This window comes from Chryseobacterium oncorhynchi (assembly GCF_002899895.1).
GTDB classification, from domain to species: Bacteria; Bacteroidota; Bacteroidia; order Flavobacteriales; family Weeksellaceae; genus Chryseobacterium; species Chryseobacterium oncorhynchi.
This window is the reverse complement of record NZ_PPEI02000004.1, coordinates 258,943-282,678: the sequence shown is the minus strand read 5'-3', so window position 1 is coordinate 282,678 and position 23,736 is coordinate 258,943. Positions and strand designations below refer to the sequence as shown.

The window sequence follows — 23,736 nt, the reverse complement described above, 5'->3', positions numbered from 1 at the left end:
AATCTCAAATTTCGAATTTTAAAAACATAATTTATAACAATGGACAACAATCAAAATCCACAAGACGGAAACATCAACATCGAATTAAACGAAATGGTAGCTGCTGGTATCTATGCTAACCTAGCTTTAGTAAACCACTCTCCATCTGAATTTGTAGTAGACTTTATTCAGTTGATGCCAGGTGTTCAGCAAGCTAAAGTAAGATCAAGAGTAATTCTTGCTCCACTTCATGCTAAAAGAGTATTAAACGCTCTTCAACAGAACATCGCTAACTACGAGCAACAGTTCGGAGAAATTAAAGAAGTTGAGCCTTTCGTATTAGGAGGAAACAACGTACAAGCTTAAGATTTCTCTTACAATAAAATAGAATACCTCGGTTTTACCGGGGTATTTTTTTTGCCTTACCTGAAAAAATAGTAATTCTTTTAAATGTTAAAATTGTTTTATTGAATTGTTAATAATATTTAATAAAATAAAAATATACCTTATCGATATTTCATTTTTATATATTTGTTTTCAGAAAAAGTAGAAAATATTGATATGGTTAATAGTTCATTTATCTTAAGTAAATTTGGTTTTTTAGGAAATGATTTCTTAAACGCACTTCAGCAGCATGCTATTATTACAGATATAAAAGCCAAGACTGAAATAATAAGAGAAGGTCAGAAAAATAAATACGTTCCCTTTTTAGTTAAAGGATCCATAAAAGTTTTTACCCTCAACGATGGAAGAGAGCTAATTTACTACTACATCAAAGAAAATGATAGCTGCCTTATGACCTTTTCATCTATTTTTACGGATTATATAAGCCGAGTATATGCCATTGCTGAAGAAGACTCTGAAGCCCTGTTAATCCCCATTTCTATAATGAATGATTGGTTGATCAGATTTCCAGAGATCAATAAATTATTCTATCGCGAATATGACAGACGTTTCTCCGAAGTCATGAGTATGGTAAATGATGCCGTTTTCCACAGATTGGATAAAAGGGTGTTAAATTATATCAAGCAACAAATCTCCCTTACCGGAAACAATCCTATAAAAATTACACATCGCGAAATAGCCAATAATCTTGGGACTTCCAGAGAAGTAGTAAGCAGAGTATTAAAAAAAATAGAAAGTGATGGTGACATTTCACAAACAAAAGAAGGAATAAAAGTCATTGTAAATGAAAAAGTTAGATTAATCTAATTTGAATTGTTTTAAAAGTTTTTGTTTTATGATTGATAAAAACAATTCCATTGGTGACTTTTATCACATACTTTTGAATTAATAACTCTATAAGTTTGTCATAATATAATTTAATTCAAAATTGTTTATGACAAAAGCTCTCTTATTTTTGTCAATATTTTCATCAGGTCTTGCCTTTGCACAGGAAGATCTGCTGAAAGATATTGATACCATTACAACCAATACGGATACCTCACAACCAGCCTTTAAGGCATTGCAGATTGTTACCGGGCAATCTACTAAACTTGCAGCAAAGAAAGAATGGTATATGATTGTTGCGCATCGATTTGGTGATGTAAGTGCAGGATTTAAAGACTTTTTCGGACTTGATAATGCCTCTACCAAATTGGGGGTCATTTATGGTATTTCAGACGGTCTATCGGTAAGCCTGTCCAGAGAAACAAATATGAAAACCTTTGAGGGCGCTGCAAAGTACAGATTAATCAGGCAAGATGAAAATTTTCCAGTTGATATTGTAGGGTACAATGTAATGGGGGTGAATACTGAAATAGATAAAGATACTTATCCACATCTTAGGTTCAGCGATAGGCTTTCTTATCTTACGCAGGCTTTAATTTCCAGAAGATTTAATGATAAATTTTCATTGCAGCTTACCCCATCATATGTTCATAAAAACCTTTACGAGCCAACTATTGAAGATAAGAACCAGTTTTTGGCAGGCGTAGGAGGACGCTATAAAATTTCAAAAAGAGTTTCTGTAAATGCAGAATATTTTGTGAATTTCGATAATCACAGTTTCTATAAAAACCCATTATCATTAGGGGTGGATGTAGAAACAGGGGGACATGTTTTCCAGCTTTTATTTACGAACTCCCAGATCAATTCAGATATAGGGTATCTTACAAATGCATCAGGAAACTGGGGGAAAGGACATATTTTCTTTGGGTTTAATCTTTATAGAGTTTTTTAAATATGAAAAAGTTAATATACCTACTTACAATATCTTCTGGATTGATAATCATTGCTTGTGAGAGCAGAACTTACGAAGAAATATCAGAGAATACTCCTATCATATTGCCGGTAAAATATACATCAGACATAAAACCAATAATGGATAACAGTTGTAATGGCTGTCATTCTGCAGGAAGCTTTAAACCACTCGTTACTTATGATCAGGTGAAAAATAATATTGAAGGAATTCTGGATAGGATTCAGAGGCCAAATGGTGATCCTCTAAAAATGCCTAAAGGAGGCTCATTCTCTGCAACCCAGATCAATATTTTCATTAAATGGAAAGCTGACGGATTAACTGAAAATTAAAAAAATTTGATATGAAAAAAATAGCACTACTTAGCGTTTCCTTACTTTTTGCCGGTTACGCTTCAGCACAGAAATACAGTTCCAAAACAGGTAAAATAATTTTTGAGGCCTCAGTACCTCTGTTTGAAGATATTTTTGCGCAGGATGATAATAACCTTGTGATCCTCAATACCGATAATGGAGAAATGGCTTCCGTTTCCGCAGTTAAAAATTTTCGGTTTAAAACCAAATTAATGGAAGAGCACTTCAATGAAAGCTATGCAGAAACTTCAAAATATCCGAAAGCTACTTTTAAAGGAAAAATTACAGGTTTTGATAAAGCGAAGATTACAGCCAGTCCTCAGAAATATACCGTTCAGGGAACATTGAATTTTCATGGAGTGGATAAAGCAGTTATATCCACAGCAGCCATTTATACCAAAGACGGAAAGATCTATATGCAAGGCAATTTTGTGGCAAAACCTGTAGATTATAAAGTAACGATTCCTAAGATGGTTACTAAAAAAATCGCTGAAAATGTAAATGTTGAATATAACTATACATTGATAAAATCATGAAAAACTTGATTTTAGTGGTAAGTCTATTTCTGAGTTCTCTGTTGTTTGCTCAGGAGAAAGTAAAATCAATATTCGATATTGCCAGAAGCGGAACAGTATCAGAAGTAAAAGATTTGATGAAACAAAACCCGGATATTATCAACCAAACCAATGAGGGAGGATTCTCACCCCTTATTTTGGCTTGTTATAGAGGGAATGTAGAAGTTGGCGAATTTCTGATAGACCATGTAAAGGATGTAAACTATAAAAGTAAAGAGGGAACAGCCTTGGCTGGTCTCTCAGTAAAGTATAACAAGAAATTGGTAGAGGGCTTATTGAAGAAAAATGCCAATCCCAATATTGCCGATGATACGGGTTCTACCCCTCTTTTTTGGGCGGTAAAGCTGGGTAACAAAGAATTGGTTGAATTACTGCTTAAATACAAAGCAGATAAAACAATCAAAGACTCAATGGGGGTGACCCCTTTTGAATATGCCTTAAAAACAGACAACAAAGAAATCATTAGCCTTTTAAAAAATTGATATGAAAAAACTTTTACTAACATTCAGTATGGTCCTTGCGAACTTTGCCTGGGCCCAGTTTTCATCAGGAACAGTATCTCTTTCGGCTACTGCAATGACGGTGAAATTAGACACTAACCCTACAGGAGCAACGATTACAGTGACAGGAGACAGCAATTCAATGCTGGGAATTGGTTTTGGAAGTGTAGGGATGGCTACAGGTTCCGATGGATTTATATATAATTCCTCTTCCAACAGAGACTATACATTTCCCGGTCCTATGATGCCTCCTACTATTGACCCATCACAGGATTGGACGGAAACCTCCAATACAGTATCAGGAAGTATAAGAACCGTAGTGGCTACAAGATCTCTATCCGGAAGTGCAGGAGACTTTGCTATCTCCAATGCAGCAGGAGCTATTAATATCTTTTATGCAAGGAAAACAGGTACCGGCATAGGATACCATGATGCAGGAAGAGGGTATGCAACTTTAACAATGGCGGCAACCACTTTATCAACAAACGAAATTGCTGCTGCTGGCAAGAAAGTGAATTTTTATCCTAATCCGGCGAAGACAACCGTAAGCCTTAAAAATTTTGATAAGATAAAATCCATTGATATTTATGAAGCTACTGGTAGAAAAGTAAGATCAATAGAACCTGATCAGCAAAATATTAATGTTGAAGACCTGAAATCAGGAATCTATTATTTTGAAATCAGATTGAAAGACGGAAGCCTGTCCTACGAAAAACTGATCAAAGAATAATTAAAAAGAACACAATCGAAATATTTAGAATAATACCTCTGCTTTTTCAGAGGTATTATCATTTTTATATTCTTGTGAAATGATGAAAATGCTTAGTCCTAGGGGATTTCTTGAATTTTCATATATTTGTTTATTAACCAGATATCCCTGAAAATTGCCTTTGAAAACTACAATCTGCATTCAATAATAGACGTTTAACGTTGAAAAATATTTTGATAGGGAATGGTGATTTGTAAATGAATAATTTTTTAAATAAAGATCAATGGAATTTAAAACCTTAAAGAATTTTGATGTAGAGGAACTGTTATCAGTATTCAATCTTTCCTTTTCAGATTATGTTGTTCCCTTTCATCTGACGAGGGAATTGCTAAACTTTAAAATAGCCACTGAAAAAATAGACCTGAGCTTATCTGTGGGAGCATTTGAAGATGACAAACTGGTGGGATTTATTCTTCAGGCAGAAAAAATGGAAAATGGAGAGGGAATGGTTTACAATGCCGGAACGGGAGTTGTTCCTGAGGCAAGAGGAAAGGGATTGGTGAGAAAAATGTATGACTTTATAATACCGGTTCTAAAGGAAAGAAATAGTAATACTTTAGTTTTGGAAGTGATTGATGAAAACCAAAAGGCAATCAGGGCATATGAAAATCTTGGGTTTACCATTGTCAGAAAATTACTTTGTTTTAATGGAAATATTAGTTCAATAGAGAATAATTCAGAAATTATTATTAAAGAATTGACGGATTTTCAATGGGAAAAATTCCGTTCATTCCAGGATATTGAACCATCATGGCAGGGATCTGATTTTGTACTTAAAGACATGAAAAAAGATTGTACAATTCTGGGTGCATTTAAGGGAGAAAAACTCGTAGGATATACTATTTATAATTCCATCGTAAGAAAAATATATCAAGTTGCAGTTGATAAAAACCATAGAAAGCAAGGGATCGCCGCTATGCTTTTTGATGCTATTAAGAATAACATCAACGGGCAGACAGTTTCGCTAAATAACGTAGATGAAATTTCTGTGGATACCAGTAGTTTTTTAAACAAAATGGGGCTTGAAAATAAGGTGTCGCAATTTGAAATGAAACGAGAGATCTGATAAGAATTCAAAAATAACAGGTTTTAATATACTTTTAATCTTCTAAACTTTTCAGGGAGCAGTAGAGAATGTAACTTTGTCAAAAATTTTAATAATGAAGCGAGGAATACATTTTTTACTGCTGTTTATTTCCTTAACGGCTTTTGCTCAGCAAGTAAATATTGATACGGCTCAGGTAGTCATTCCTGAGAGACAAAACAGTCCGGAAACCCAATCAAAACCCTATGTGATTATGATTTCTACAGATGGTTTCCGATATGATTATGCTAAAAAATACAATGCGGAAAACCTGTTGAAACTTTCCAATAGCGGAGTAAGAGCAGAAGCAATGATTCCGAGCTATCCCAGTATTACCTTTCCCAATCACTGGAGTCTGATCACCGGACTTTACCCATCTCATCATGGTTTAATTGATAACTTCTTTTACGATTATAAGAGAAAAGAAGCTTATGCTATGAGTAATAAAAAGAACGCAGAAGACGGAAGCTGGTATGGCGGAACTCCGCTTTGGGGATTGGCTGAAAAACAGGGAATGGTTTCTGCTTCATTAATGTGGGTAGGCTCTGCCAGTGATGCTGGTGGAATGAGACCAACATATTATTATCCATACCACGAAAAGTTTACCCCATCCGAAAAAGTAGAAAAAGTGGTAAACTGGCTTAAGCTGCCTGAAGACAAAAGACCACACTTTATCTCCCTATATTTCCCTGAAGTAGACGGAAGCGGACATCATTATGGCCCTGATGCGAAGGAAACAGAAACTGCTGTTCACCTTATTGATGAGGCAATAGGTAATCTAGTTCAGAAAGTGAATGATTTAGGATTAAAAAATGTCAACTTTGTTTTTGTTTCCGACCACGGAATGATTAAGGTTGATGGTGGAACTCCATTAGAAATTCCGGCTATCCTTTTTGATAAAAACAGATTTGATTTTTACAATTCCCAAACCCTTTTAAGAGTATATGTTAAAAATCAGGATGAGGTAAAATCTGTTTATAAAGAATTAAAGAAGAACAAAACAGATGACTACGAAGTTTATTTAGATAAAAAGCTTCCAAAATATCTGCATTTTGCAACAAGAGATGATCAATACAACAGAATAGGACAGATTCTTTTAATTCCAAAAGCTCCGAAGATTTTCCTTGAAAAAGGTAAGAAAACATCAGTAGGAAAGCATGGATACAACCCTAGATTGGTTCCAGAAATGAAGGCGACATTCTATGCATGGGGTCCAGAATTTAAAAATAATCTGGTTATTGATGAATTTGCCAATATTAATGTTTATCCATTGGTTGCTGAAATTTTAGGATTAAAAATTGACCAGCCTATTGATGGAAAAATAAAAGTATTGAAAGAAACTTTAAAAGAGGAAAAATAATTATAAAGTTGAGGTAAAAACAATAATATTATTTGTGAAAAAGCTTCGGCACACCAGAGGTGCGCCGAAACTGTTTTATAACTGACTTAGGAATTAAAAGCGTTTAAAAAATAAGTTTTGTGAACGTTAAGAAAATTCTACTGTTTGAAGCGTGGGGCTCAAATTTGATAATAAATTAATAGTGAATCCGCGCGAGTTTAGAATTTTTAGAGAACAAAAATTATTTTTAGCATTTTGATTCCAGTCTTGAACTTTTGTTTCTTTTGTTTCAAGACAAAAGAAATTAAAACTTAGAAGAAAACTCCTTTGCAAAATCTTCTAACTTAATACTTCCCGTAACAGGAGAACCATGTTCAATAAAGCCCTTTTGTACCACTCCGGTTCTCATTCCTAATCCCATTTCAACATATAACTCTGCCATATCTTTTGGAAGACCTGCCTGTATCATTCCGTTTAGTGCATCTTCATCAGAGAATTCCACCCAAGGCAATTCAGGCTTTTTTACAGAACTTCCCAAGACCTTTGCAAAATCAGACGCTTTTCGGGAGTCACTTACAATATATCGAATGTTTTTTCCTTGTTCATTTTTCACCAGCTCCTCAGCTGCAGCCTTGGCAATGTCAATAGGATGAACCACAGGAACTTCTATGTTTTCCGAATAATTCCCACCAATGATTCCTGCATTTTTAACTAATGGAATATCATTGAAGAAATTTGTATAAAAATATCCGGCTCTTAAAAATGTAAATGAGATGTTTTCTAACTCATTATAAATTTTTTCGATATGATAAAGCCCTTTAATAGGACCATTTTCTACAGGAGATTCAGCACCTACACTGCTTAGCATTACTGCTTTTTTTACATGAGCTTTTTGTAATGCTTCTGCATAGTTTTTTCCTACGGCTATTGTATTTTGAACAATGTTATCAGGGTTTATAGCAGGAGGGGTCATCACAAAGACAGCATCTGCTCCGTCAAAAGTTTGGGTTAAGAAATCAATATCTGTAATTGATCCGATAGCAGGCGTTGCTCCCAATGATTCAATATCGTGCTTTCTTGCTTCATTACTGCTGATTACGGTGATGTCATGCCCTTGTTCTACAAGTTGTTGGGCTAAAGGCTTGGCTACATTTCCTAGTGATCCTGTGATTATAATTTTCATATGTAAATTTTTTATTGTTTTTAATGATCATATGTAATCACTGCATATTGATGAGTATTTATCGATTCATCAAACAACAATGATTTTATAATAAATATTTTTTTATTTCCTAAGACAAAGTTATATTTGTACTTACTTTTATACAAGTACTTACCCTAAAGTATGTATCCTATGACAGCCATTAAAGAAAATTCAACCATTCAGGAAAACAGAAAAATAGTACAGGATTGCCCTGTAATGTATGTAATGGAGAGAATCGGTGGTTTTTGGAAACCCATTATTCTGTTTAACCTTTATTCAGGAGAAAAAAGATATAGTGAACTGAAAAGAGCAATTCCTGCAGTAACGGAAAAAATGTTAATTCAACATCTTAAGCAATTGGAAACAGACGGACTGGTGATCAGAACAGCAAAACCTGTAGTTCCACCACATGTTTCCTATAAATTGAGTGAAGCCGGAAATGAGCTGGCTCCCGTTATTGATGCCATGGCAGCGTGGGCATTTCAGGATATGGAAAGGAATGTACAATGTGAAAAGTAGAATGTATTGATAAAAAGATAGAGAGCTGAATATATTCAATAGAAAGAGGCTTTAGTCCGTTTTAAATAAATTAAAATAATTCCATTGGCTTTAGCCAAAACCTAAAAAATATAAACGAAAAAGACTCTCCAATCCGGAGAGCCTTTTATTTTTAATAAGTAACAGCAGTTTATAAAGATTGCATATCAATAACGAAACGATATCTCACGTCACTTTTCAGCATTCTCTCATAGGCTTCGTTAATTTCCTGCATCTTAATCATCTCAATTTCTGAAACAATATTATGCTCTCCGCAGAAATCCAATAATTCCTGAGTTTCTGCAATACCACCAATCACAGATCCGGCTACAGATTTTCTTCCCAAAATCATAGGAACAGTATTCAGCATAGGTTCCAGACCGCCTAAGTAACCCACAAGAACATGTGTTCCGTCGATATTTAGAGTGGTAACATAAGGGTTTACATCATGTACATAAGGAACCGTATCAATAATCAGATCAAATTTCCCTTTTACAGACTTCATTTGTGCTTCATCTGTAGAAATAATAACATGATCTGCTCCCAACTGTTTAGCATCCTCAGTTTTTCCCGGAGTTCTGGAGAATAAAGTAACTTCAGCGCCCAGCCCTTTTGCTAATTTAATAGCCATGTGGCCAAGACCTCCCAATCCAACTACAGCAACTTTAGAATCCGGTCCCACATTCCAGTGTCTCAAAGGTGACCATGTAGTGATACCTGCACAAAGAAGAGGTGCTACCGCAGCCGGATCAAGGTTTTCAGGAACTTTCAGTACGTGTTGAGAATCTACTACTACTTTTTGAGAATATCCCCCAAAAGTATGTCCCCCCAAGTGTTTGTCCTGTCCGTTATAAGTTCCGGTGAATCCATTCTCACAATATTGTTCCAAATCGTGTTGGCAGCTTCCGCAATGACCGCAAGAATCTACGATACATCCTACACCTGCAAGATCACCTACTTTAAACTTTGTTACATCACTTCCGATTTTTGTAATTCTTCCTACAATTTCATGTCCTGGAACAGCAGGGTAGATTGTTCCGCCCCAGTCGTTTCTTGCGGTATGAAGATCAGAGTGGCATACTCCGCAGTATAGAATTTCAATTTCTACATCCTTTGGGGTAACCTCTCTTCTTTCAATATTCATTTCTTTCAGATCTGCCGTGGTGGATTCTGCTCCATAGGCTTTTACTGTAAATGTGCTCATTTGATTATTTATTTTTAATTAAGTTTAAGTTATAAATTGTTGTATTCTTCATCCGTTACATGTTCCAGCCATTCCACAATTCCGTTTTGGGTATTGGGGTTGATGGCGATGTGTGTAAACTCACTGTCAGGAGCTGCACCATGCCAATGGATCACATTTGGAAGAATAGTAACCACATCTCCCGGATGTAAAACCTGTACCGGTTTGCCTTTCTCCTGATAAAAACCTGTTCCTGAAGTTACGATTAAAATCTGTCCGCCTCCATGAGTATGCCAGTTATTTCTGCACCCGGGTTCAAAAACTACATTTCCGATCTGGCAGTTCAGTTGATCTTCATTGGGTTTTATAATCTGAACCCAAGCTGTTCCTCCCGAAAAATATTCGGATGAAGCTTTTTCTCCCTTTGGAAAAATATTTTTATTAAAAGTTTCCATAACGATACAAAAATCGAAACTTTTTAGTAAACCGAACTTATACAGATTACCGAATTACTTACCAATTTTACAGGCATCATTTCAGTTACAAAGGAAAGTGGTAATTTTGAATAGTAATAAAAATATATTTCATGGAAAATCAGGAGGTTGAAATCTATAATAGTGTTTCAGAATACAATAAAATGGCCAATCAGGAAACCCTGCATCCGTTGGTAAGTGTCATAGATTTTTCCAAATCCGATCCTATCTGTCAGCACAAAAGAAAATTTGGGTTTTATACCGTTTTTCTGAAAGATGTGATGTGTGGAGACATGTTGTATGGGAAACATAGCTACGATTATCAGGAAGGAACGCTGGTTTTTATCGCTCCTGGACAGACCTATGGAATTTATAACAAAGATAAATATGTTCAACCTGTAGGTTCTGCATTAATTTTCCATCCTGATTTAATAAAAGGAACAAACTTAGGAAAGCATATCAAAGATTATAACTTCTTTTCCTACGATGTACATGAAGCGTTACACCTTTCTGAAAAAGAACGAGAAATTGTATTGGAATGCTTTAAAAATATCAGATTGGAGCTTGAACAAAACATTGATAAACACAGTAAGTCTTTAGTGGTAAATAATATTGAATTGTTTTTAAATTACTGTATGCGATTTTATGACCGTCAGTTCATCACAAGAGACCACATCAATCAGGGAGTAATCGGTAAATTTGAAAATCTTGTTGATGATTATTTAAAATCTGACAATCCTAAAAATATAGGCTTTCCAATGGTGAATTACTTTGCAGAAAAGCTCAATTTATCGGCCAATTATTTTGGAGACTTAATTAAAAAGGAATTGGGAATTTCCCCACAAGAATTTATCCACAATAAATTAATAGATGTAGCCAAAGAACAAATTCTGGATCAGGGAAAATCCATCAGTGAAATTTCCTATGATCTAGGTTTCAAGTATCCACAACACTTTACAAGGCTATTCAAAACAAAAGTGGGTATTTCTCCAAGCGAATACAAAGTCCTCAATTAAAGAACAAGCTATATCGTTTTTATTTATGGAATCTATCAATAAGTATTTGTGTTTAAAAGAATCAATTAAATTTTTTCTTCTCAAAAAACTGAATTAATTTTAAGGATAGAAGTTTTCATAATTTTTTTTAAAATGAAATCACAACAGAAAGGGATACATATTTTTGATGCCCGTTTTGGAAAAATTGCAGCATTAAAGAAAGACGGAGTTATCAAGGCTAAAAGCATTCGCTATGCCCGCTCCGAAAGATTTCAAAAACCTGTTCCAATAGAACGCTCAACTTCAGATATTCTTTATCCTGATAAAACTCCGGTTTGCCCACAGAAACTCAGCCCTCTTGTAGAAAAAATGATTGGGAGAACTCCTGTTGAAGAATTTGAAGCTGAAGAAGCTACCCAATATCTTTCGATAACCCGTCCTGAAAATATTACTGAAAACGAAAACCTTCCCGTTTTGGTTTGGATTCATGGGGGTTCCCATGAAATTGGCTGTGGCGATCTGGCCACTTCAGATCCTACAGTATGGGTGAAAGAACAGCATATTATTGTAGTTGCCGTTTCATATCGTTTAGGACTCTTTGGGTTTTTAGGTGGTGATGAAAAAAGACCTGCAAATCTGGGATTATTTGATATGATTGAGGCTTTGAAATGTATAAAGGCCAATATTGCAGATTTTGGTGGAGATGCTGAAAATATCACATTGCTCGGGCAATCCTCAGGAGGAGATGCTATAGCACATTTAATGATATCTGAGGGAGTTGATGATTTATTTAAACGGGTAATTATTCAAAGTGCACCTTTAGGTCTGCGCCATAAAAGGCAGAAAATGTCTGCCGAATTTCTGAAAAAAACAGAGGAAATTAAAGATGAAGCTGATGTTTTAAAAATGGTGGAGGAATACGACAAATTTGTGCCATCTTTCATGAAATTTGGTTTGAAAGCCGCCATGCCCTTTGGTACTCAATATGGTTTTCCACCGTTATGCAGGGAAGAAGAATCCGTTGAAAAATGGCAAGCAAATGCCAAAAAATACGATGTGTTGATTGGTTTGAATAATGATGAAACAGCATTTTATCTTAAAACTTCGGACGCTTTAAATAAATACTTTGGACAAGGTCTAGGACTAAAAATTATGGATAAGACGGTAGAAAAAACTACAGAATTTATCTACGGAGCTCCGGCTCGAAAATTTGCAGAAGATTATGCTAAAGCAGGAGGAAATGTTTATTTATTCAGAATACATTCCCAACTAAAGGAAAATCCTATAGGTGCTCCCCATTGTATTGACCTCCCTTTGATCTTCGGTAATGAAGCAGCCTGGAAATCATCTGAAATGCTAAAGAATATCCCTTGGGAACGTATTCGTGAGAACGGTAAAAAGTTAAGGGGGCTTTGGGCAGAATTTGCCAGAACCGGTAAGATTTCTGATCAATCGGAGCGACCTGAAATTCTAAAAATACAAAAAATACATTTTTAGATAAATAATAATAAATAGTTTTTAATTCTAATTTTACTGTTCTTTATTTTATAGTGTTGTTGTTCTATTTAGTTGTTTTGTAGTTTGTTATATGGATTTATTTAGTTTTTTTATTATATTTATAAACCAAATTCTAAAACATTAAACTATGAAATCAACAACACTTCAAAACGCAAGAAAAATTAACAGAGAAGAGCTTAAAAATTTAAAAGGCGGAATCATTATCCGAGACAGAATATGCTGTTTTTATAACGAAGACAATTATTGTTGTGAATGGGCTCAGGATCTATGGAGCTGCCGTGGAATTAAATGCTAATATTCAGTATTATAATAAAATAAAGCGTACATCACTGATGTGCGCTTTTATATTTTATTTACGATTGTCTTCTTCGGAAACCCATACACTTACATTTCCTGCGGGTACAGGGAAATCTCCCCAACCATTTTCATCAATGGTGACTTTATCCTTGAATCGATTTAATAGATCTCTAAACTTTTTACCCACATAACGTTTTCCCATTTCCATGGGCTTGTTGTAGCTATCTTTATTACTGAGTACAACAGCACATCCCGTATGCTGATCATCTCCTTCACGTACCCATCCGAGGCAGTTAGCATCTTCAAAATAATCTCGTTGCTCTCCATACGCATAATCTTTTCTGGCTTTAAGAAGCTCTTCAATCCCATCTACTTTTGGCATAAATATTTCCTGATCGTTTCCTGCTTTATCTTTATCAACATAATGAGCACCATACAAGTCAGGATAAAATACACACGGATAACCGTCCTCTCTTAATAAAATCAATGCATAAGCGATAGGTTTAAACCAAGATTCAACAGGGGCCTCCAGATCTTGAAGAGGTTGAGTATCATGGTTGGCAACAATACTTACGGCGTGTAAAGGATCTGCCTGTGTAAGCGTTTCATCAAGAATTCTTCTGAGATCATAAGACTCTCCCTCTTTTGAGGCATTATGAAAATTGTTTTGTAATGAACTATCAAAAAGACTCATGCAGCCTTCGGTTACTTCAATATATTTTTGGAGAAGATGAAGATATCCCGGTGCCCAATATTCTCCTACAGCAAAAATGTTTTTATCTGAATTGGAACGGAGTAGGGTAATCCATTCCTTATAAAAATCATGAGAAATATGTTTTAAAGCATCAAGCCGTACTCCATCAAAATTTGTCTGATCAAAATACCACTTTGCCCATTCATTAAGTTCTTCCCGTACAAAAGGATTTCGATGTTCAATGTCATTATACATCAGATAATCGTAATTTCCTTTCTCATCATGGATCATTTCTTCCCAGTCGTCTCCATATTCGGATTGTATTTTATAAATGTGAGAATCCATACCCTCTGCGTAGTCAACACCACTGAAACAGGTGAAATTCCATTCAAAATCAGAATATTTTTTTCCTCTTCCCGGAAATGTAAATTTAGTATAGGATTCTATTTCAAGAACATCAGAAATAACTTTATCTCTGTTGTTTTCATCTACTTTTACCACCTTGAATTTTTCCAGTTCATCACCTCCGGCTTTATGGCCCAGAACAATGTCTACAATGACTTCTATATTTTGTTTTTTTAAAGCTTTAATTGCTTTTAAATATTCATCCTTGGTTCCGTATCTGGTTGCAGTCGTTCCTTTTTGATCAAATTCTCCCAGGTCATAAAGATCATAGGCATCATATCCTACAGAATAACCTCCATTCGTCCCTTTGTAGGCTGGAGGAAACCAGACAGAGGTGATTCCCAATTTTGCTAAATATTGAGCTTGTTTTTGAGCATCTTTCCACAACTTTCCATCGCCATCAGAATACCAGTGGAAAAACTGAATCATTGTTGGGTTCATAACTTTTGCTGATTTGGTTTTTACAAGGTAGCGAAAAAATATGACCTACTGATTTTCGAATTCTTCAAACGGGATTTTTAGTTGAACTGAAATTTGTTTTTTTTCCTCAGTATTAAGGTGAGAGAGAGACAATCCTAGCAGACGGACGGCTTTATCATAGGGACGAAGCTCCCATAATTTTTTTCCGGTGTTAAAAAACTGTTCAGGAGATGTAAAATAATCTTCTCGGGTTATACTTCTTGTAAAAAGAGAAAAATCCTTATACTTGATTTTTAGAGTTAAAGTTCTTCCCAGAATATTATTTTTCTGTAATCTTTGGTGAAGCTCCTGACTAAGGCTTTCCAATTTTTCATTGATCTGTTGTTCATCGAAAAGATCTTCAAAGAAAGTTCTTTCCACGGCTACACTTTTCTGGATCCGATGAGGTTTTACCTCCGAAGTATGGATACCACGTACCACGTAGTAATAATGCTTACCGGATTTCCCGAAGAGCCTTACCAAATCTTCCAACGATCTTTTCTTTAAATCTTTTCCTTTATAGATTCCTAAACTAAACATCTTGTTAGCCGTAACCTTTCCTACACCATAAAATTTTTCAACGGGTAATTCCTCCAGAAAACTTTCTATCTTATCAGGATGAATGGTTTTTTGGCCGTTGGGTTTATTGATATCCGAAGCTACTTTTGCCAGAAATTTATTTACAGAAATCCCTGCAGAAGCAGTTAAGCCCGTTTCTTCAAATATTTTCTGACGAATTTCTCTGGCGATGAGGTTGGCAGATTCCATTCCCTTTTTATTTTCGGTAACGTCCAGATAGGCTTCATCCAGAGACAACGGTTCTACCAGATCAGTATATTCATGGAATATTTCACGGATCTTTTTTGAAATTTCTTTATAGCGGGCAAAGCGGGGTGGTACAAAGATAAGGTCAGGGCATCTTTCCTTTGCTGTTTTGCTGGGCATCGCAGAGCGAACACCATACTTTCTGGCTTCATAGCTTGCTGCTGCCACTACACCTCGGTGCTGGCCCCCCACTGCAATGGGTTTCCCTTTCAGTATCGGGTTGTCATGCTGCTCCACGGAAGCATAGAATGCATCCATATCTACGTGAATAATTTTACGAAGCGGCAAAGAAAAATCCATATCACAAAGATATGGATTCCTTTATTTACGGTAAATTATTCGTTAAGATTTCAATCTCATTGTAAGGAGTAGGGGTTCAAACCCTGCTTTTTCATAAGCTTTTATTGCAGAATCGTTTTGAGCATAAACATCAAGCCTTATTTCTGAGATATTTCTGGATTTTGCCCAGTTTACCAATTCATCGGTAATCAGTTTATTGATTCCTTTTCCTCTGTATTCGGGTTTTACATACATAAACCCCAGATAAGCATAGCTTTTAAAATTGTTGTAGTCTTTATCAGACTTCTTAATCAGGGCATAACCCGATGCTACAATTTCATTATTGTCTTCCACAACAATTAATGTTGCATCTGGTGATTGAATGAATTCATTCAGATCATAATAATGAATTTCTCCGTCAATAAATGTACTGTTAAAAGGTCTTTCGGCAGAAACGATTCCCTGCTCAAATTCTAAAAGAATCTTTAAATCCTCTTTCGTAGCTTCTCTTGTAATCATGGTGTGAAAAATAGGTGGAATTATTTTAAAAGGTTGTCTATGGTTTGTTGAATTTCAGGATCTTCCGGAGAGATAGCATAATATTTTGCAATAGATGATTTCTGATCAATAATCATGTATCTTGGAATCCAGTTCAGGTCAATATAATTGTTGAAATCATTTTTCCATCCAGATGCAAACCAGTAGTTATCCTTATCTTTCATATTGAATCTTACAAGGCTTTTATCAAACCCCTCTTTTGATCTTTCCAGTGATAGGAACACAAAATCAATATTTGGATTATTTTTTTCTAATATTTCGGCTTTTGGAAGAGCTTGTAAACAATCTCTACACCATCCTGCCCAGAAATCAATCACCAAAACTTTTCCTTTATGTTGATTCAAAATCTGTTGGATGGTAATTGCTTTTCCGTCTTCGTCTTCCAGTTTCTGCTTTAAAGCTTCCTTGGAAAATCCGGTTTTAAGAACAGTAGGAATCTTCTGTGCATAGCTTAATCCAAATATTCCTATCATAAAAATTAATAACAACTTTCTCATTTCTTACAATTTCATTTATACAAATCTAAACAATGAATTGCAATCTGAGATTGATTTTTCATGAATTAGGAAAAATTTATAAAATTGAAAATTTCTATGGATAGATAAATGAGTGCTTAAAAAAGAGTAATTCTATTGATAGTTCTTGATTAATCCTTTCACTACCGTAATGACATTAGGCATAGCTTTGTTTGCAGCATTTAAAACTTCTTCGTGAGAAACGGCAAACGCGATATCCGGTCCGCCAAGATCGGTAATAACAGACATACAAAATACATCCATTCCCATGTGCTTGGCAACAATAACTTCAGGAACGGTGCTCATTCCCACCATATCACCTCCAATGGCTTTGATCATTCCATATTCAGCCGGAGTTTCAAAGGTTGGACCTTGTAATGCAACGTAGATTCCCTGATGGATTTTAATGTTATTTTCTAAGGCGGCCTTTTCGGCTACAGCAATCATTTTTTTGTTGTAGGGTTCACTCATATCCACAAATCGTGGTCCGAGTTCGTCTATGTTTTTCCCTCGCAGTGGGTGCTCGGGCATCATATTGATGTGATCCTTTAGTATAACAACATCTGCAATGCTATAATCAGGATTTACTCCTCCACAGGCATTGGACAGAATTAGATTTTGAATTCCTAATAGATGAAAAACCCTTACAGGAAAGGTTACCGTTTCCATAGAATGACCTTCATAATAGTGAAAACGGCCACTCATCATCAGTACTTTTTTCCCTTCCAGTATTCCGTAGATAAGCTTACCGGTATGGCCGGCAACTGTAGTTTGTGGAAAGTTGGGGATGTCTTTGTACTCTAAAACATGGATCGGTTCTACTTCATTTTGTAATTTTCCAAGTCCGGATCCTAAAATAACAGCATAATCAGGCGTTTCCTGAATGATATTCTTGATAAAATCAGCTGTCTCATTAATTTTTTCTAACATAATCTAAGATGATTTGATTGAATTCCTCCTTTTTATCAATAATGACATTGATAGGCCAGTAGTAAACAATATCTCTAAGATAGTCAAAAGTTTTCAGACGGACATAATCTTTCTCTGTGGTTAATATCAGTTTATATTCACCTAATTTTTTATACTCTGCAAGAATTTTTTTTATATCATCATCCGTGAAATTGTGATGATCCCTAAACTTTAAATGTTTAACCCTTTTTGAAAACTTAGCTAAATGTTCTAAAAGAGGTTTAGGATTGGCAATTCCTGTAATCAGTAGGATATCATAATAATTCAGGTTATTGTCCGGAAGCATTTTATCTTTTCCGTAAACATTTTCGTCATAACCAATGGATGAAAAGAATACTTTTTGATTATAAGACGGTCTTATCCTTGAAATATAATACCTTTTGGTTTCCTCTGTAAGTTCATCGGGACACTTGCTGACCATGATAATATTTGCTCTGTTTGCTCCCGCTCTGGATTCTCTAAGGTCTCCGGCAGGAAGCAGGTAATCCTTGAAGAAAGGATCATTAAAGTCTGTCATCAAAATATTGAAACCTGCCTTAATAGCTCTGTGCTGTAAGGCATCATCCAATACCAATACCTCCAGATCCATATCGTCAATTACCTTTTTGGCACCAGGAACACGTTCTTCGGATACGGCAATAACAAAACGGTTTTTGAAACGTTCAAAAAGCTGCATAGCTTCATCGCCCACTACTTTATAATTACTGTCATAGTTGGTAACCTCGTACCCTTTACTCAGCCTTCCGTAGCCCCTTGAAAGAACTCCGGTTCTGTAGTGTTTGGATAAATATTGGGCAAGATACATCACCATTGGTGACTTACCGCTTCCGCCCACAGAGAGGTTCCCGACATTGATTATCGGTGTCTTGAATTTTGTCGACTTAAAAATTCCCCAATCGTACATTGTGTTTCGGATACCCGTTACCAAATGATAACCAAGGGAAAAAGGATAAAGGTACCATCTTTTCATACGATTGCAAAAATAGGAATTTTCATAGGGATTTAGTATAATATTCTCAAAGACTTTTCAACAAATATTTCGTTAAATTAAAGTATTTTTGTGGAGTTATTATAATACATTGAGATACTTTATTGAATTTTCTTACAACGGAAAGAATTATTTCGGCTATCAGATACAGCCGGACGCCATTTCTGTACAGGAAGAACTAGAAAAAGCACTTTCCACAATTTTAAGGGAAGAGATTAAAACTACAGGAGCCGGAAGAACGGATACAGGGGTTCATGCCAAAAAAATATTTGCTCACTTTGATACGGAACATGAGTTGAGTGATGAATTTCCTCGCAGACTAAACGGTTTTCTTCCTCCTGATATTTCCATTCACAGGATTTTTAAGGTGAGAGATGACTTTCACGCCCGCTTTGATGCAACGTATAGAACATACGAGTATTATATTTCATTATCGAAAAATCCATTTACCCAGGAATCTGCATGGCAGCACTGGAAAAGATCATTGGATATAGACAAAATGAATGAAGCCTGCAAAATTTTATTCGAGTATGAAGATTTTACAAGCTTTGCAAAATTAAAAACTGACAACAAGACGAATATCTGCAAAATGTATAAGGCACATTGGGAGCAGGAGGGAACAGAACTTAAGTTTACCATTTCTGCCAATCGTTTTCTGAGAAATATGGTTCGTGCTATTGTAGGTACCATGGTAGAAATTGGTACCGGAAAACTGAAGCCTGAGGATCTACGTAGGGTAATTGAAGACAAAAACCGTAATGCAGCAGGAACTTCGGCACCGGCCCATGGACTGTATTTAGTAGATGTAGGCTACGAATTTTAAAAAAAACTAAAAAACTAAAAAACAAAATAATAATCATGTTATCAATTTTTATCCTTATCGGTGCCTACCGATACTATGCCCAGCTGGCAGAAAGGTTTGGAAAAACAAAGTGGCAGTTTGGCCTTTTGGCAATAGGAATTTATCTTGGATCTCAAATTTTTTTAGCATTTAGTGTCGGGATGTATCTGACTATAACCAATCCGGAATCTTTGAATGATGTAAACTATACAGGGTTTTCTGCGGTTAATATTGTCGGTTGGCTCATTTCTATCGCTTTAGTCTGGGGAATTTACCAGTTTCTTGAGAAAAAATTTAAAAAAGAGAATATTCAAAAACCATCTATTGAAATAGAAAAGATAGGTGAAATTTCAGAGCGTCAATAGATCTATACATAAGAAAGAAGCACCAGTTGACAGAAGATATTCATTCTGTAAATGATAGGTATCTGAAATTTTCTATAACGATTTGCAAAAGTTCTAAAGGCTGGCAATGTAGAAAGTCTTATTTTTGCATAGAATTTTAATTCTTTTCTTCGATTCGTACAATGAAAAAACAAGATACCTGGGGAATTGTAAAAAGGCTGTTCTTTATCGGAATGAAATTTCGTTCTTGGTTCATCCTTACTTTAATAATCTCCGTAATACTTTCAATTGTTTCTACTTACAGACCATACCTTACCATGGAAGTGGTGGATAATGACATCACAAAGCTGCAAGACAAGGCTTTGATGATGAAGCATATCTATATCTTGGTGGGATTGGTATTTGCAGAAACCGTTTTAAACTTTTTTTTAGTTTATTTTTCAAACTTTATCTCACAAAATGTAATCAGGGATATCAGGGAGAGATTATATTCTAAATTGATTTATTTCAAAACATCTTTCTTCGACAAAACTCCTATCGGACAATTGGTTACCCGCGCTGTAGGTGATGTGGAGACCATTGCAACGGTTTATACTGACGGTTTCCTGATGGTTTTTGGGGATATCCTTAGGATTGTATTTGTATTGGTGATGATGTTCAGTACCAATGTTCATCTGAGTTATATTACATTGGCAATTTTACCTTTAATGGTGATTATCACAAGGTTTTTCCAGAAGAGGTTGAAAAAAGCATTTGGAGATGAGAGAAACTGGACGGCTACACAAAACTCATTTGTACAGGAGAGGCTGGCCGGAATGTCTATTATTCAGGTTTTCAACAGACAAGAATCGGAATTCAAGAGATTTGATGAAATTAACATTACGCTGAAAGATGCCTTGTTGAGAACCGTTTTCATTTTCTCATTATTCTTTCCGGTAGTAGAACTTATTTCGTCCCTGTTCATCGGATTTATTCTTTTTTATGGAGGATATATCACGATAAGTGCGGGGGTAGTGATTGCATTTATTCAGTATATTTCAATGCTAATCCGTCCTTTAAGACAGATTGCAGACCGTTTCAATAATATCCAGAGAGGTATTGTAGGAGCAGAAAGAGTATTGGGATTAATGGATGAAGAAATTTCGATGCCGAATACAGGAACTGTGAAAAAAGATCACTTTGCCGGTAAAATAGAATTCCAGAAAGTACATTTTGCTTATGATGATAAGCAGGAAGTACTAAAAGGGATTGATTTTAAAGTAAATCCTGGAGAAACGGTAGCAATTGTTGGGGCAACTGGTGCAGGAAAATCTACTATTATCAGCTTGATTACGAGGCTTTATGATATTAATTCCGGAAATATACTCATCGATGATGTGAACTTAAAAGATTATGAATTATACAATCTTAGAAGTCATATCGGCGTGGTATTGCAGGATGTTTTCCTTTTCCACGGTAGTATTTTCGAAAACCTTTCCTTTGGGGATGACAGTATCACTTTGGATAAAATAAAGGCCGGTGCTAAAGAAATTGAAGTAGATCAGTTTATAGAACAGCTTCCTGGTGGTTATGATTATGTGGTAAGCGAAAGAGGTTCATCAATCTCTTTAGGTCAAAGACAATTATTATCTTTCCTTAGAGCTTATTTATCTGATCCGAAGATTTTAATTCTGGATGAAGCAACGTCTTCTATTGATCATGAAAGTGAGAAACTGATTCAAAGAGCTACGGAAAAAATCACGAAGAACAGAACATCAATTATTATTGCCCACAGACTTTCCACCATTGAAAAAGCAGATAAGATTATCGTAATGGAACATGGAAAAATTGTAGAAGAAGGGAAGCACTTAGATCTTTTAGATAAGAATGGTTATTATTCTACACTTTATAAAGCTCAACTGCGCCATGAGGTGGAAGTAGAGGTGGAGAAAGAATCATAACACAATAAGATAGTATTCCAAGTAGTAAAGATAAGGCTTGGATTAAATGGATAAAAAAAAGAGAGCATTTTGCTCTCTTTTTTTATGCGTGAAGTTGTTAGAATTTTAATTTTTGGGTAATTGTTTTTCCGTCTTTTAAAACAATAGCAACCGTTAAGATGGTATTTTTATGATCAATCGGTACTCTCAATTCTGAGGTATTGATATCTGTTTTATGAATAAGTAGTCTTCCTGAGGCATCGTAGATATGCAATGTGGAGATTTTAGAATCACTTTTTACATATACTGAACTTTCATCTTTAGTAATGAATGAATTCTCTTTTTGTAAACCACTTTGTACCGATAATGAAGCCTGAGGTTCAATAGTTACAGAATAATCTTCTACCTGTCCATACTTTGGAGTGTAGCAGGCAGTGATAGCTGTTCCGTTATAATCTCCGATTACTCTCATTCTTAAAGGAGTATTGATTACTGCTCCTGGTGGAGGAGTGACAGAGGCCGTTGCCAATGCCCCATTACTTATCCCACTTTGATTAAGTATCAATTCTGTAGATTCATTAAACTGGCCATCATTATTATAATCAATGTAGGCTTTTATAATATGCGAATTGCTTGTTCCCGGTGCTACAGTAATGGTAGTTGCTGTGTTTTGGGGAATCGTAGTTTTTGAATAACCAAAACAGTAATTGCTGGTAAAATTTTCGTAAAAATTATTGGAAGCTTGTTTATAATTATTAGAAGAGTTATTGATGCTGCCAAATTTTACAGTGGTAATACCAATGTTAAACCCTCCCGGATTGGTGATGGATGTTGGTGTACAAGCATTTGTAAGAGATACATTATTATTAATTGCTGTTGCTGAAGCTACAGGAGAGTTAATCAAAGATTGTCTGTACTGAAGAAGCTGTGCTGTTGCTCTGTCTGCTTGCCCCTGCGTGAATAAATCTCTGAAACAGTAGGTGTAAGCCATCACATTTTTTTCTCCACCTGCATAGGTCTGGCTGGTACACGGATTGATTTGCCCTGCTTGGCAGTTTTGAGGAACAGAAGAGTGATAAAGGCTTTTCATAGGCTCGGTATCACAAACAAGATCTCCATCCATTGTGCAATCATTGTTTACAGGGCAGGCACCTGAGGTGGTATTATATCCTTCATGAGTATGTCTGAGTCCTAAAGCATGGCCAAATTCATGGGCTAGGGTTTGGGCATTTACCGTTGAAGCACTGGTAGACATAAAAGAATAATCATTGCTTCCTCCCGGATAGTAGGCATAGCCGTTCAGAGCACCCACATTAGAGGTTAGCTTTTTGACAACATAAATATTGTAGTATTTGCTGGTGTCCCATAATCCTAAGGATGTAATATCTGTTGCGGGCACAGCATTAGTCGTGTTATCATCATTTACCCCGCCGCTTACATATTTTGGAAGATGAGAAGCATTGATCCTGTTGATTCCATTGGTAGCATTACAGCTGGGATTTATTTTGGCAAAAACAAATTTTACGGGTAAAATTGAGCTTGTAGAAGACATTCCACTAGAAGCACTTCCTGCAAAGACCCCGTTGGTGTAATTAACCCATGCAATAATATCCGCATCAGATCTATTATTAACGGTTCCTATAGCACTTCCATCACCTACAACATGTACCACAATCGGAATTTCATATACCTGATTTTGATTGAGTCTTGAGGCAAGCTTTCCACTTTTGATCATTCGGGATAATTCCAGATTAAAAGCATCGTCCTGAACTTTTTGTTCCGGGAACCTGGCATAATGTTTTTTCATTAATTCATCAGTTCCGCATACCTCAAATTCTACCTTCTGTGAATAAAAATTTGATGACAAAGCGCCAGCAATGCAAAGAAATAATAATTTTTTCATAGTTTTTATATTGAATGTTTTTTTGTTTATT

26 protein-coding genes are annotated in these 23,736 nt (G+C 35.6%); 16 read left to right on the top strand and 10 right to left on the bottom strand.

Annotated features, from left to right (window positions below):
• Positions 1–39: 39 nt before the first annotated feature.
• The 9 genes from C1638_RS14890 (at position 40) to C1638_RS14850 (ending at position 6,820) form a co-directional block, all read left to right on the top strand.
• Positions 40–345: a DUF3467 domain-containing protein gene (locus C1638_RS14890; RefSeq protein WP_002976436.1), complete on the top strand. Its 306-nt coding sequence runs from the start codon at positions 40–42 to the stop codon at positions 343–345.
• Between the two features lie 195 nt (positions 346–540).
• On the top strand, positions 541–1,191 hold the full coding sequence (locus C1638_RS14885) for a Crp/Fnr family transcriptional regulator (RefSeq protein WP_109622530.1): 651 nt from the start codon (positions 541–543) through the stop codon (positions 1,189–1,191).
• 127 nt (positions 1,192–1,318) lie between these two features.
• Positions 1,319–2,161, top strand: coding sequence for a DUF5777 family beta-barrel protein (locus C1638_RS14880; RefSeq protein WP_109622242.1), 843 nt, complete (start codon positions 1,319–1,321; stop codon positions 2,159–2,161).
• Positions 2,162–2,163: 2 nt separating this feature from the next.
• Positions 2,164–2,511 (top strand): hypothetical protein, encoded by a 348-nt coding sequence (locus C1638_RS14875; protein WP_109622239.1) that lies wholly within the window; start codon positions 2,164–2,166, stop codon positions 2,509–2,511.
• Positions 2,512–2,522: 11 nt separating this feature from the next.
• The gene (locus C1638_RS14870; RefSeq protein ID WP_109622238.1) at positions 2,523–3,068 is read left to right on the top strand and encodes a YceI family protein; all 546 of its coding nucleotides are present in this window, start codon (positions 2,523–2,525) and stop codon (positions 3,066–3,068) included.
• The gene (locus C1638_RS14865; protein WP_109622236.1) at positions 3,065–3,589 is read left to right on the top strand and encodes an ankyrin repeat domain-containing protein; all 525 of its coding nucleotides are present in this window, start codon (positions 3,065–3,067) and stop codon (positions 3,587–3,589) included. The genes C1638_RS14870 and C1638_RS14865 overlap by 4 nt, the downstream gene beginning before the upstream one ends.
• A gap of 1 nt (position 3,590) precedes the next feature.
• Positions 3,591–4,337 (top strand): T9SS type A sorting domain-containing protein, encoded by a 747-nt coding sequence (locus C1638_RS14860; RefSeq protein WP_109622234.1) that lies wholly within the window; start codon positions 3,591–3,593, stop codon positions 4,335–4,337.
• A 262-nt stretch (positions 4,338–4,599) separates the two neighbouring features.
• Positions 4,600–5,442, top strand: coding sequence for a GNAT family N-acetyltransferase (locus C1638_RS14855; protein ID WP_109622232.1), 843 nt, complete (start codon positions 4,600–4,602; stop codon positions 5,440–5,442).
• A gap of 94 nt (positions 5,443–5,536) precedes the next feature.
• Positions 5,537–6,820 carry an alkaline phosphatase family protein gene (locus C1638_RS14850; RefSeq protein WP_109622230.1) on the top strand — a complete coding sequence of 428 codons (1,284 nt, stop codon included), beginning with the start codon at positions 5,537–5,539 and terminating at the stop codon, positions 6,818–6,820.
• 283 nt (positions 6,821–7,103) lie between these two features.
• Here C1638_RS14850 and C1638_RS14845 read toward each other — a convergent pair whose 3' ends face one another.
• Positions 7,104–7,982 carry an NAD(P)H-binding protein gene (locus C1638_RS14845; RefSeq protein ID WP_109622228.1) on the bottom strand — a complete coding sequence of 293 codons (879 nt, stop codon included), beginning with the start codon at positions 7,980–7,982 and terminating at the stop codon, positions 7,104–7,106.
• A gap of 171 nt (positions 7,983–8,153) precedes the next feature.
• Here C1638_RS14845 and C1638_RS14840 point away from each other — a divergent pair, with 171 nt between their 5' ends.
• Positions 8,154–8,522 carry a winged helix-turn-helix transcriptional regulator gene (locus tag C1638_RS14840; protein WP_109622528.1) on the top strand — a complete coding sequence of 123 codons (369 nt, stop codon included), beginning with the start codon at positions 8,154–8,156 and terminating at the stop codon, positions 8,520–8,522.
• Positions 8,523–8,691: 169 nt separating this feature from the next.
• Here the strand turns inward: C1638_RS14840 and C1638_RS14835 are convergent, their stop codons facing one another.
• Both C1638_RS14835 and C1638_RS14830 read right to left on the bottom strand, forming a co-directional pair.
• Complete coding sequence (locus C1638_RS14835; protein WP_109622226.1) at positions 8,692–9,744, bottom strand: NAD(P)-dependent alcohol dehydrogenase; 1,053 nt, start codon at positions 9,742–9,744, stop codon at positions 8,692–8,694.
• A 29-nt stretch (positions 9,745–9,773) separates the two neighbouring features.
• Positions 9,774–10,178 (bottom strand): (R)-mandelonitrile lyase, encoded by a 405-nt coding sequence (locus C1638_RS14830; protein WP_109622224.1) that lies wholly within the window; start codon positions 10,176–10,178, stop codon positions 9,774–9,776.
• Between the two features lie 131 nt (positions 10,179–10,309).
• Here C1638_RS14830 and C1638_RS14825 point away from each other — a divergent pair, with 131 nt between their 5' ends.
• The 3 genes from C1638_RS14825 to C1638_RS22385 all read left to right on the top strand — a co-directional run bounded on the left by C1638_RS14825 (position 10,310) and on the right by C1638_RS22385 (position 13,004).
• Complete coding sequence (locus C1638_RS14825; protein ID WP_109622222.1) at positions 10,310–11,212, top strand: helix-turn-helix domain-containing protein; 903 nt, start codon at positions 10,310–10,312, stop codon at positions 11,210–11,212.
• A 132-nt stretch (positions 11,213–11,344) separates the two neighbouring features.
• Positions 11,345–12,688 carry a carboxylesterase family protein gene (locus C1638_RS14820; protein ID WP_109622220.1) on the top strand — a complete coding sequence of 448 codons (1,344 nt, stop codon included), beginning with the start codon at positions 11,345–11,347 and terminating at the stop codon, positions 12,686–12,688.
• Positions 12,689–12,836: 148 nt separating this feature from the next.
• Positions 12,837–13,004 carry a hypothetical protein gene (locus C1638_RS22385; RefSeq protein WP_165826542.1) on the top strand — a complete coding sequence of 56 codons (168 nt, stop codon included), beginning with the start codon at positions 12,837–12,839 and terminating at the stop codon, positions 13,002–13,004.
• A 54-nt stretch (positions 13,005–13,058) separates the two neighbouring features.
• On the opposite strand, the gene C1638_RS14815 is transcribed toward C1638_RS22385, so the two are convergent.
• From C1638_RS14815 to lpxK, 6 genes are all read right to left on the bottom strand, one after another.
• Positions 13,059–14,546 (bottom strand): alpha-amylase, encoded by a 1,488-nt coding sequence (locus C1638_RS14815; RefSeq protein ID WP_109622218.1) that lies wholly within the window; start codon positions 14,544–14,546, stop codon positions 13,059–13,061.
• A gap of 45 nt (positions 14,547–14,591) precedes the next feature.
• Positions 14,592–15,689: a DNA polymerase IV gene (dinB, locus tag C1638_RS14810; RefSeq protein ID WP_109622216.1), complete on the bottom strand. Its 1,098-nt coding sequence runs from the start codon at positions 15,687–15,689 to the stop codon at positions 14,592–14,594.
• A 42-nt stretch (positions 15,690–15,731) separates the two neighbouring features.
• The gene (locus C1638_RS14805) at positions 15,732–16,187 is read right to left on the bottom strand and encodes a GNAT family N-acetyltransferase (protein ID WP_109622214.1); all 456 of its coding nucleotides are present in this window, start codon (positions 16,185–16,187) and stop codon (positions 15,732–15,734) included.
• 20 nt (positions 16,188–16,207) lie between these two features.
• Positions 16,208–16,723, bottom strand: coding sequence for a TlpA family protein disulfide reductase (locus C1638_RS14800; protein ID WP_109622213.1), 516 nt, complete (start codon positions 16,721–16,723; stop codon positions 16,208–16,210).
• 132 nt (positions 16,724–16,855) lie between these two features.
• On the bottom strand, positions 16,856–17,671 hold the full coding sequence (locus C1638_RS14795; protein ID WP_109622211.1) for a purine-nucleoside phosphorylase: 816 nt from the start codon (positions 17,669–17,671) through the stop codon (positions 16,856–16,858).
• Positions 17,655–18,680, bottom strand: coding sequence for a tetraacyldisaccharide 4'-kinase (gene lpxK / locus C1638_RS14790; RefSeq protein ID WP_109622210.1), 1,026 nt, complete (start codon positions 18,678–18,680; stop codon positions 17,655–17,657). The genes C1638_RS14795 and lpxK overlap by 17 nt, the downstream gene beginning before the upstream one ends.
• Positions 18,681–18,768: 88 nt before the next feature.
• Here lpxK and truA point away from each other — a divergent pair, with 88 nt between their 5' ends.
• The 3 genes from truA (at position 18,769) to C1638_RS14775 (ending at position 21,823) form a co-directional block, all read left to right on the top strand.
• Positions 18,769–19,521 carry a tRNA pseudouridine(38-40) synthase TruA gene (gene truA, locus C1638_RS14785; RefSeq protein WP_228428171.1) on the top strand — a complete coding sequence of 251 codons (753 nt, stop codon included), beginning with the start codon at positions 18,769–18,771 and terminating at the stop codon, positions 19,519–19,521.
• A 35-nt stretch (positions 19,522–19,556) separates the two neighbouring features.
• Positions 19,557–19,904 (top strand): hypothetical protein, encoded by a 348-nt coding sequence (locus C1638_RS14780; protein ID WP_109622206.1) that lies wholly within the window; start codon positions 19,557–19,559, stop codon positions 19,902–19,904.
• 161 nt (positions 19,905–20,065) lie between these two features.
• Positions 20,066–21,823, top strand: coding sequence for an ABC transporter ATP-binding protein (locus tag C1638_RS14775; protein WP_109622204.1), 1,758 nt, complete (start codon positions 20,066–20,068; stop codon positions 21,821–21,823).
• Between the two features lie 97 nt (positions 21,824–21,920).
• On the opposite strand, the gene C1638_RS14770 is transcribed toward C1638_RS14775, so the two are convergent.
• Entirely contained in the window at positions 21,921–23,705 is a 1,785-nt protein-coding gene (locus C1638_RS14770) for a M43 family zinc metalloprotease (protein ID WP_123838384.1), read from the bottom strand.
• Positions 23,706–23,736: the final 31 nt, after the last annotated feature.

Excerpts from the sequence above, each read along its gene's own strand:
- C1638_RS14850 (WP_109622230.1), top strand. The coding sequence starts at position 5,537 with ATGAAGCGAGGAATACATTTTTTACTGCTGTTTATTTCCTTAACGGCT.
- C1638_RS14865 (WP_109622236.1), top strand. The coding sequence starts at position 3,065 with ATGAAAAACTTGATTTTAGTGGTAAGTCTATTTCTGAGTTCTCTGTTG.
- C1638_RS14890 (WP_002976436.1), top strand. The coding sequence starts at position 40 with ATGGACAACAATCAAAATCCACAAGACGGAAACATCAACATCGAATTA.
- C1638_RS14825 (WP_109622222.1), top strand. The coding sequence starts at position 10,310 with ATGGAAAATCAGGAGGTTGAAATCTATAATAGTGTTTCAGAATACAAT.
- C1638_RS14840 (WP_109622528.1), top strand. The coding sequence starts at position 8,154 with ATGACAGCCATTAAAGAAAATTCAACCATTCAGGAAAACAGAAAAATA.
- C1638_RS14875 (WP_109622239.1), top strand. The coding sequence starts at position 2,164 with ATGAAAAAGTTAATATACCTACTTACAATATCTTCTGGATTGATAATC.
- C1638_RS14800 (WP_109622213.1), bottom strand. The coding sequence starts at position 16,723 with ATGAGAAAGTTGTTATTAATTTTTATGATAGGAATATTTGGATTAAGC.
- C1638_RS14780 (WP_109622206.1), top strand. The coding sequence starts at position 19,557 with ATGTTATCAATTTTTATCCTTATCGGTGCCTACCGATACTATGCCCAG.
- C1638_RS14815 (WP_109622218.1), bottom strand. The coding sequence starts at position 14,546 with ATGAACCCAACAATGATTCAGTTTTTCCACTGGTATTCTGATGGCGAT.
- C1638_RS14860 (WP_109622234.1), top strand. The coding sequence starts at position 3,591 with ATGAAAAAACTTTTACTAACATTCAGTATGGTCCTTGCGAACTTTGCC.
- C1638_RS14770 (WP_123838384.1), bottom strand. The coding sequence starts at position 23,705 with ATGAAAAAATTATTATTTCTTTGCATTGCTGGCGCTTTGTCATCAAAT.
- C1638_RS14830 (WP_109622224.1), bottom strand. The coding sequence starts at position 10,178 with ATGGAAACTTTTAATAAAAATATTTTTCCAAAGGGAGAAAAAGCTTCA.
- lpxK (WP_109622210.1), bottom strand. The coding sequence starts at position 18,680 with ATGAAAAGATGGTACCTTTATCCTTTTTCCCTTGGTTATCATTTGGTA.
- C1638_RS14795 (WP_109622211.1), bottom strand. The coding sequence starts at position 17,671 with ATGTTAGAAAAAATTAATGAGACAGCTGATTTTATCAAGAATATCATT.
- C1638_RS14885 (WP_109622530.1), top strand. The coding sequence starts at position 541 with ATGGTTAATAGTTCATTTATCTTAAGTAAATTTGGTTTTTTAGGAAAT.
- C1638_RS14835 (WP_109622226.1), bottom strand. The coding sequence starts at position 9,744 with ATGAGCACATTTACAGTAAAAGCCTATGGAGCAGAATCCACCACGGCA.
- C1638_RS14880 (WP_109622242.1), top strand. The coding sequence starts at position 1,319 with ATGACAAAAGCTCTCTTATTTTTGTCAATATTTTCATCAGGTCTTGCC.
- C1638_RS14845 (WP_109622228.1), bottom strand. The coding sequence starts at position 7,982 with ATGAAAATTATAATCACAGGATCACTAGGAAATGTAGCCAAGCCTTTA.
- C1638_RS14820 (WP_109622220.1), top strand. The coding sequence starts at position 11,345 with ATGAAATCACAACAGAAAGGGATACATATTTTTGATGCCCGTTTTGGA.
- C1638_RS14870 (WP_109622238.1), top strand. The coding sequence starts at position 2,523 with ATGAAAAAAATAGCACTACTTAGCGTTTCCTTACTTTTTGCCGGTTAC.
- C1638_RS22385 (WP_165826542.1), top strand. The coding sequence starts at position 12,837 with ATGAAATCAACAACACTTCAAAACGCAAGAAAAATTAACAGAGAAGAG.
- C1638_RS14775 (WP_109622204.1), top strand. The coding sequence starts at position 20,066 with ATGAAAAAACAAGATACCTGGGGAATTGTAAAAAGGCTGTTCTTTATC.
- C1638_RS14855 (WP_109622232.1), top strand. The coding sequence starts at position 4,600 with ATGGAATTTAAAACCTTAAAGAATTTTGATGTAGAGGAACTGTTATCA.
- C1638_RS14805 (WP_109622214.1), bottom strand. The coding sequence starts at position 16,187 with ATGATTACAAGAGAAGCTACGAAAGAGGATTTAAAGATTCTTTTAGAA.
- dinB (WP_109622216.1), bottom strand. The coding sequence starts at position 15,689 with ATGGATTTTTCTTTGCCGCTTCGTAAAATTATTCACGTAGATATGGAT.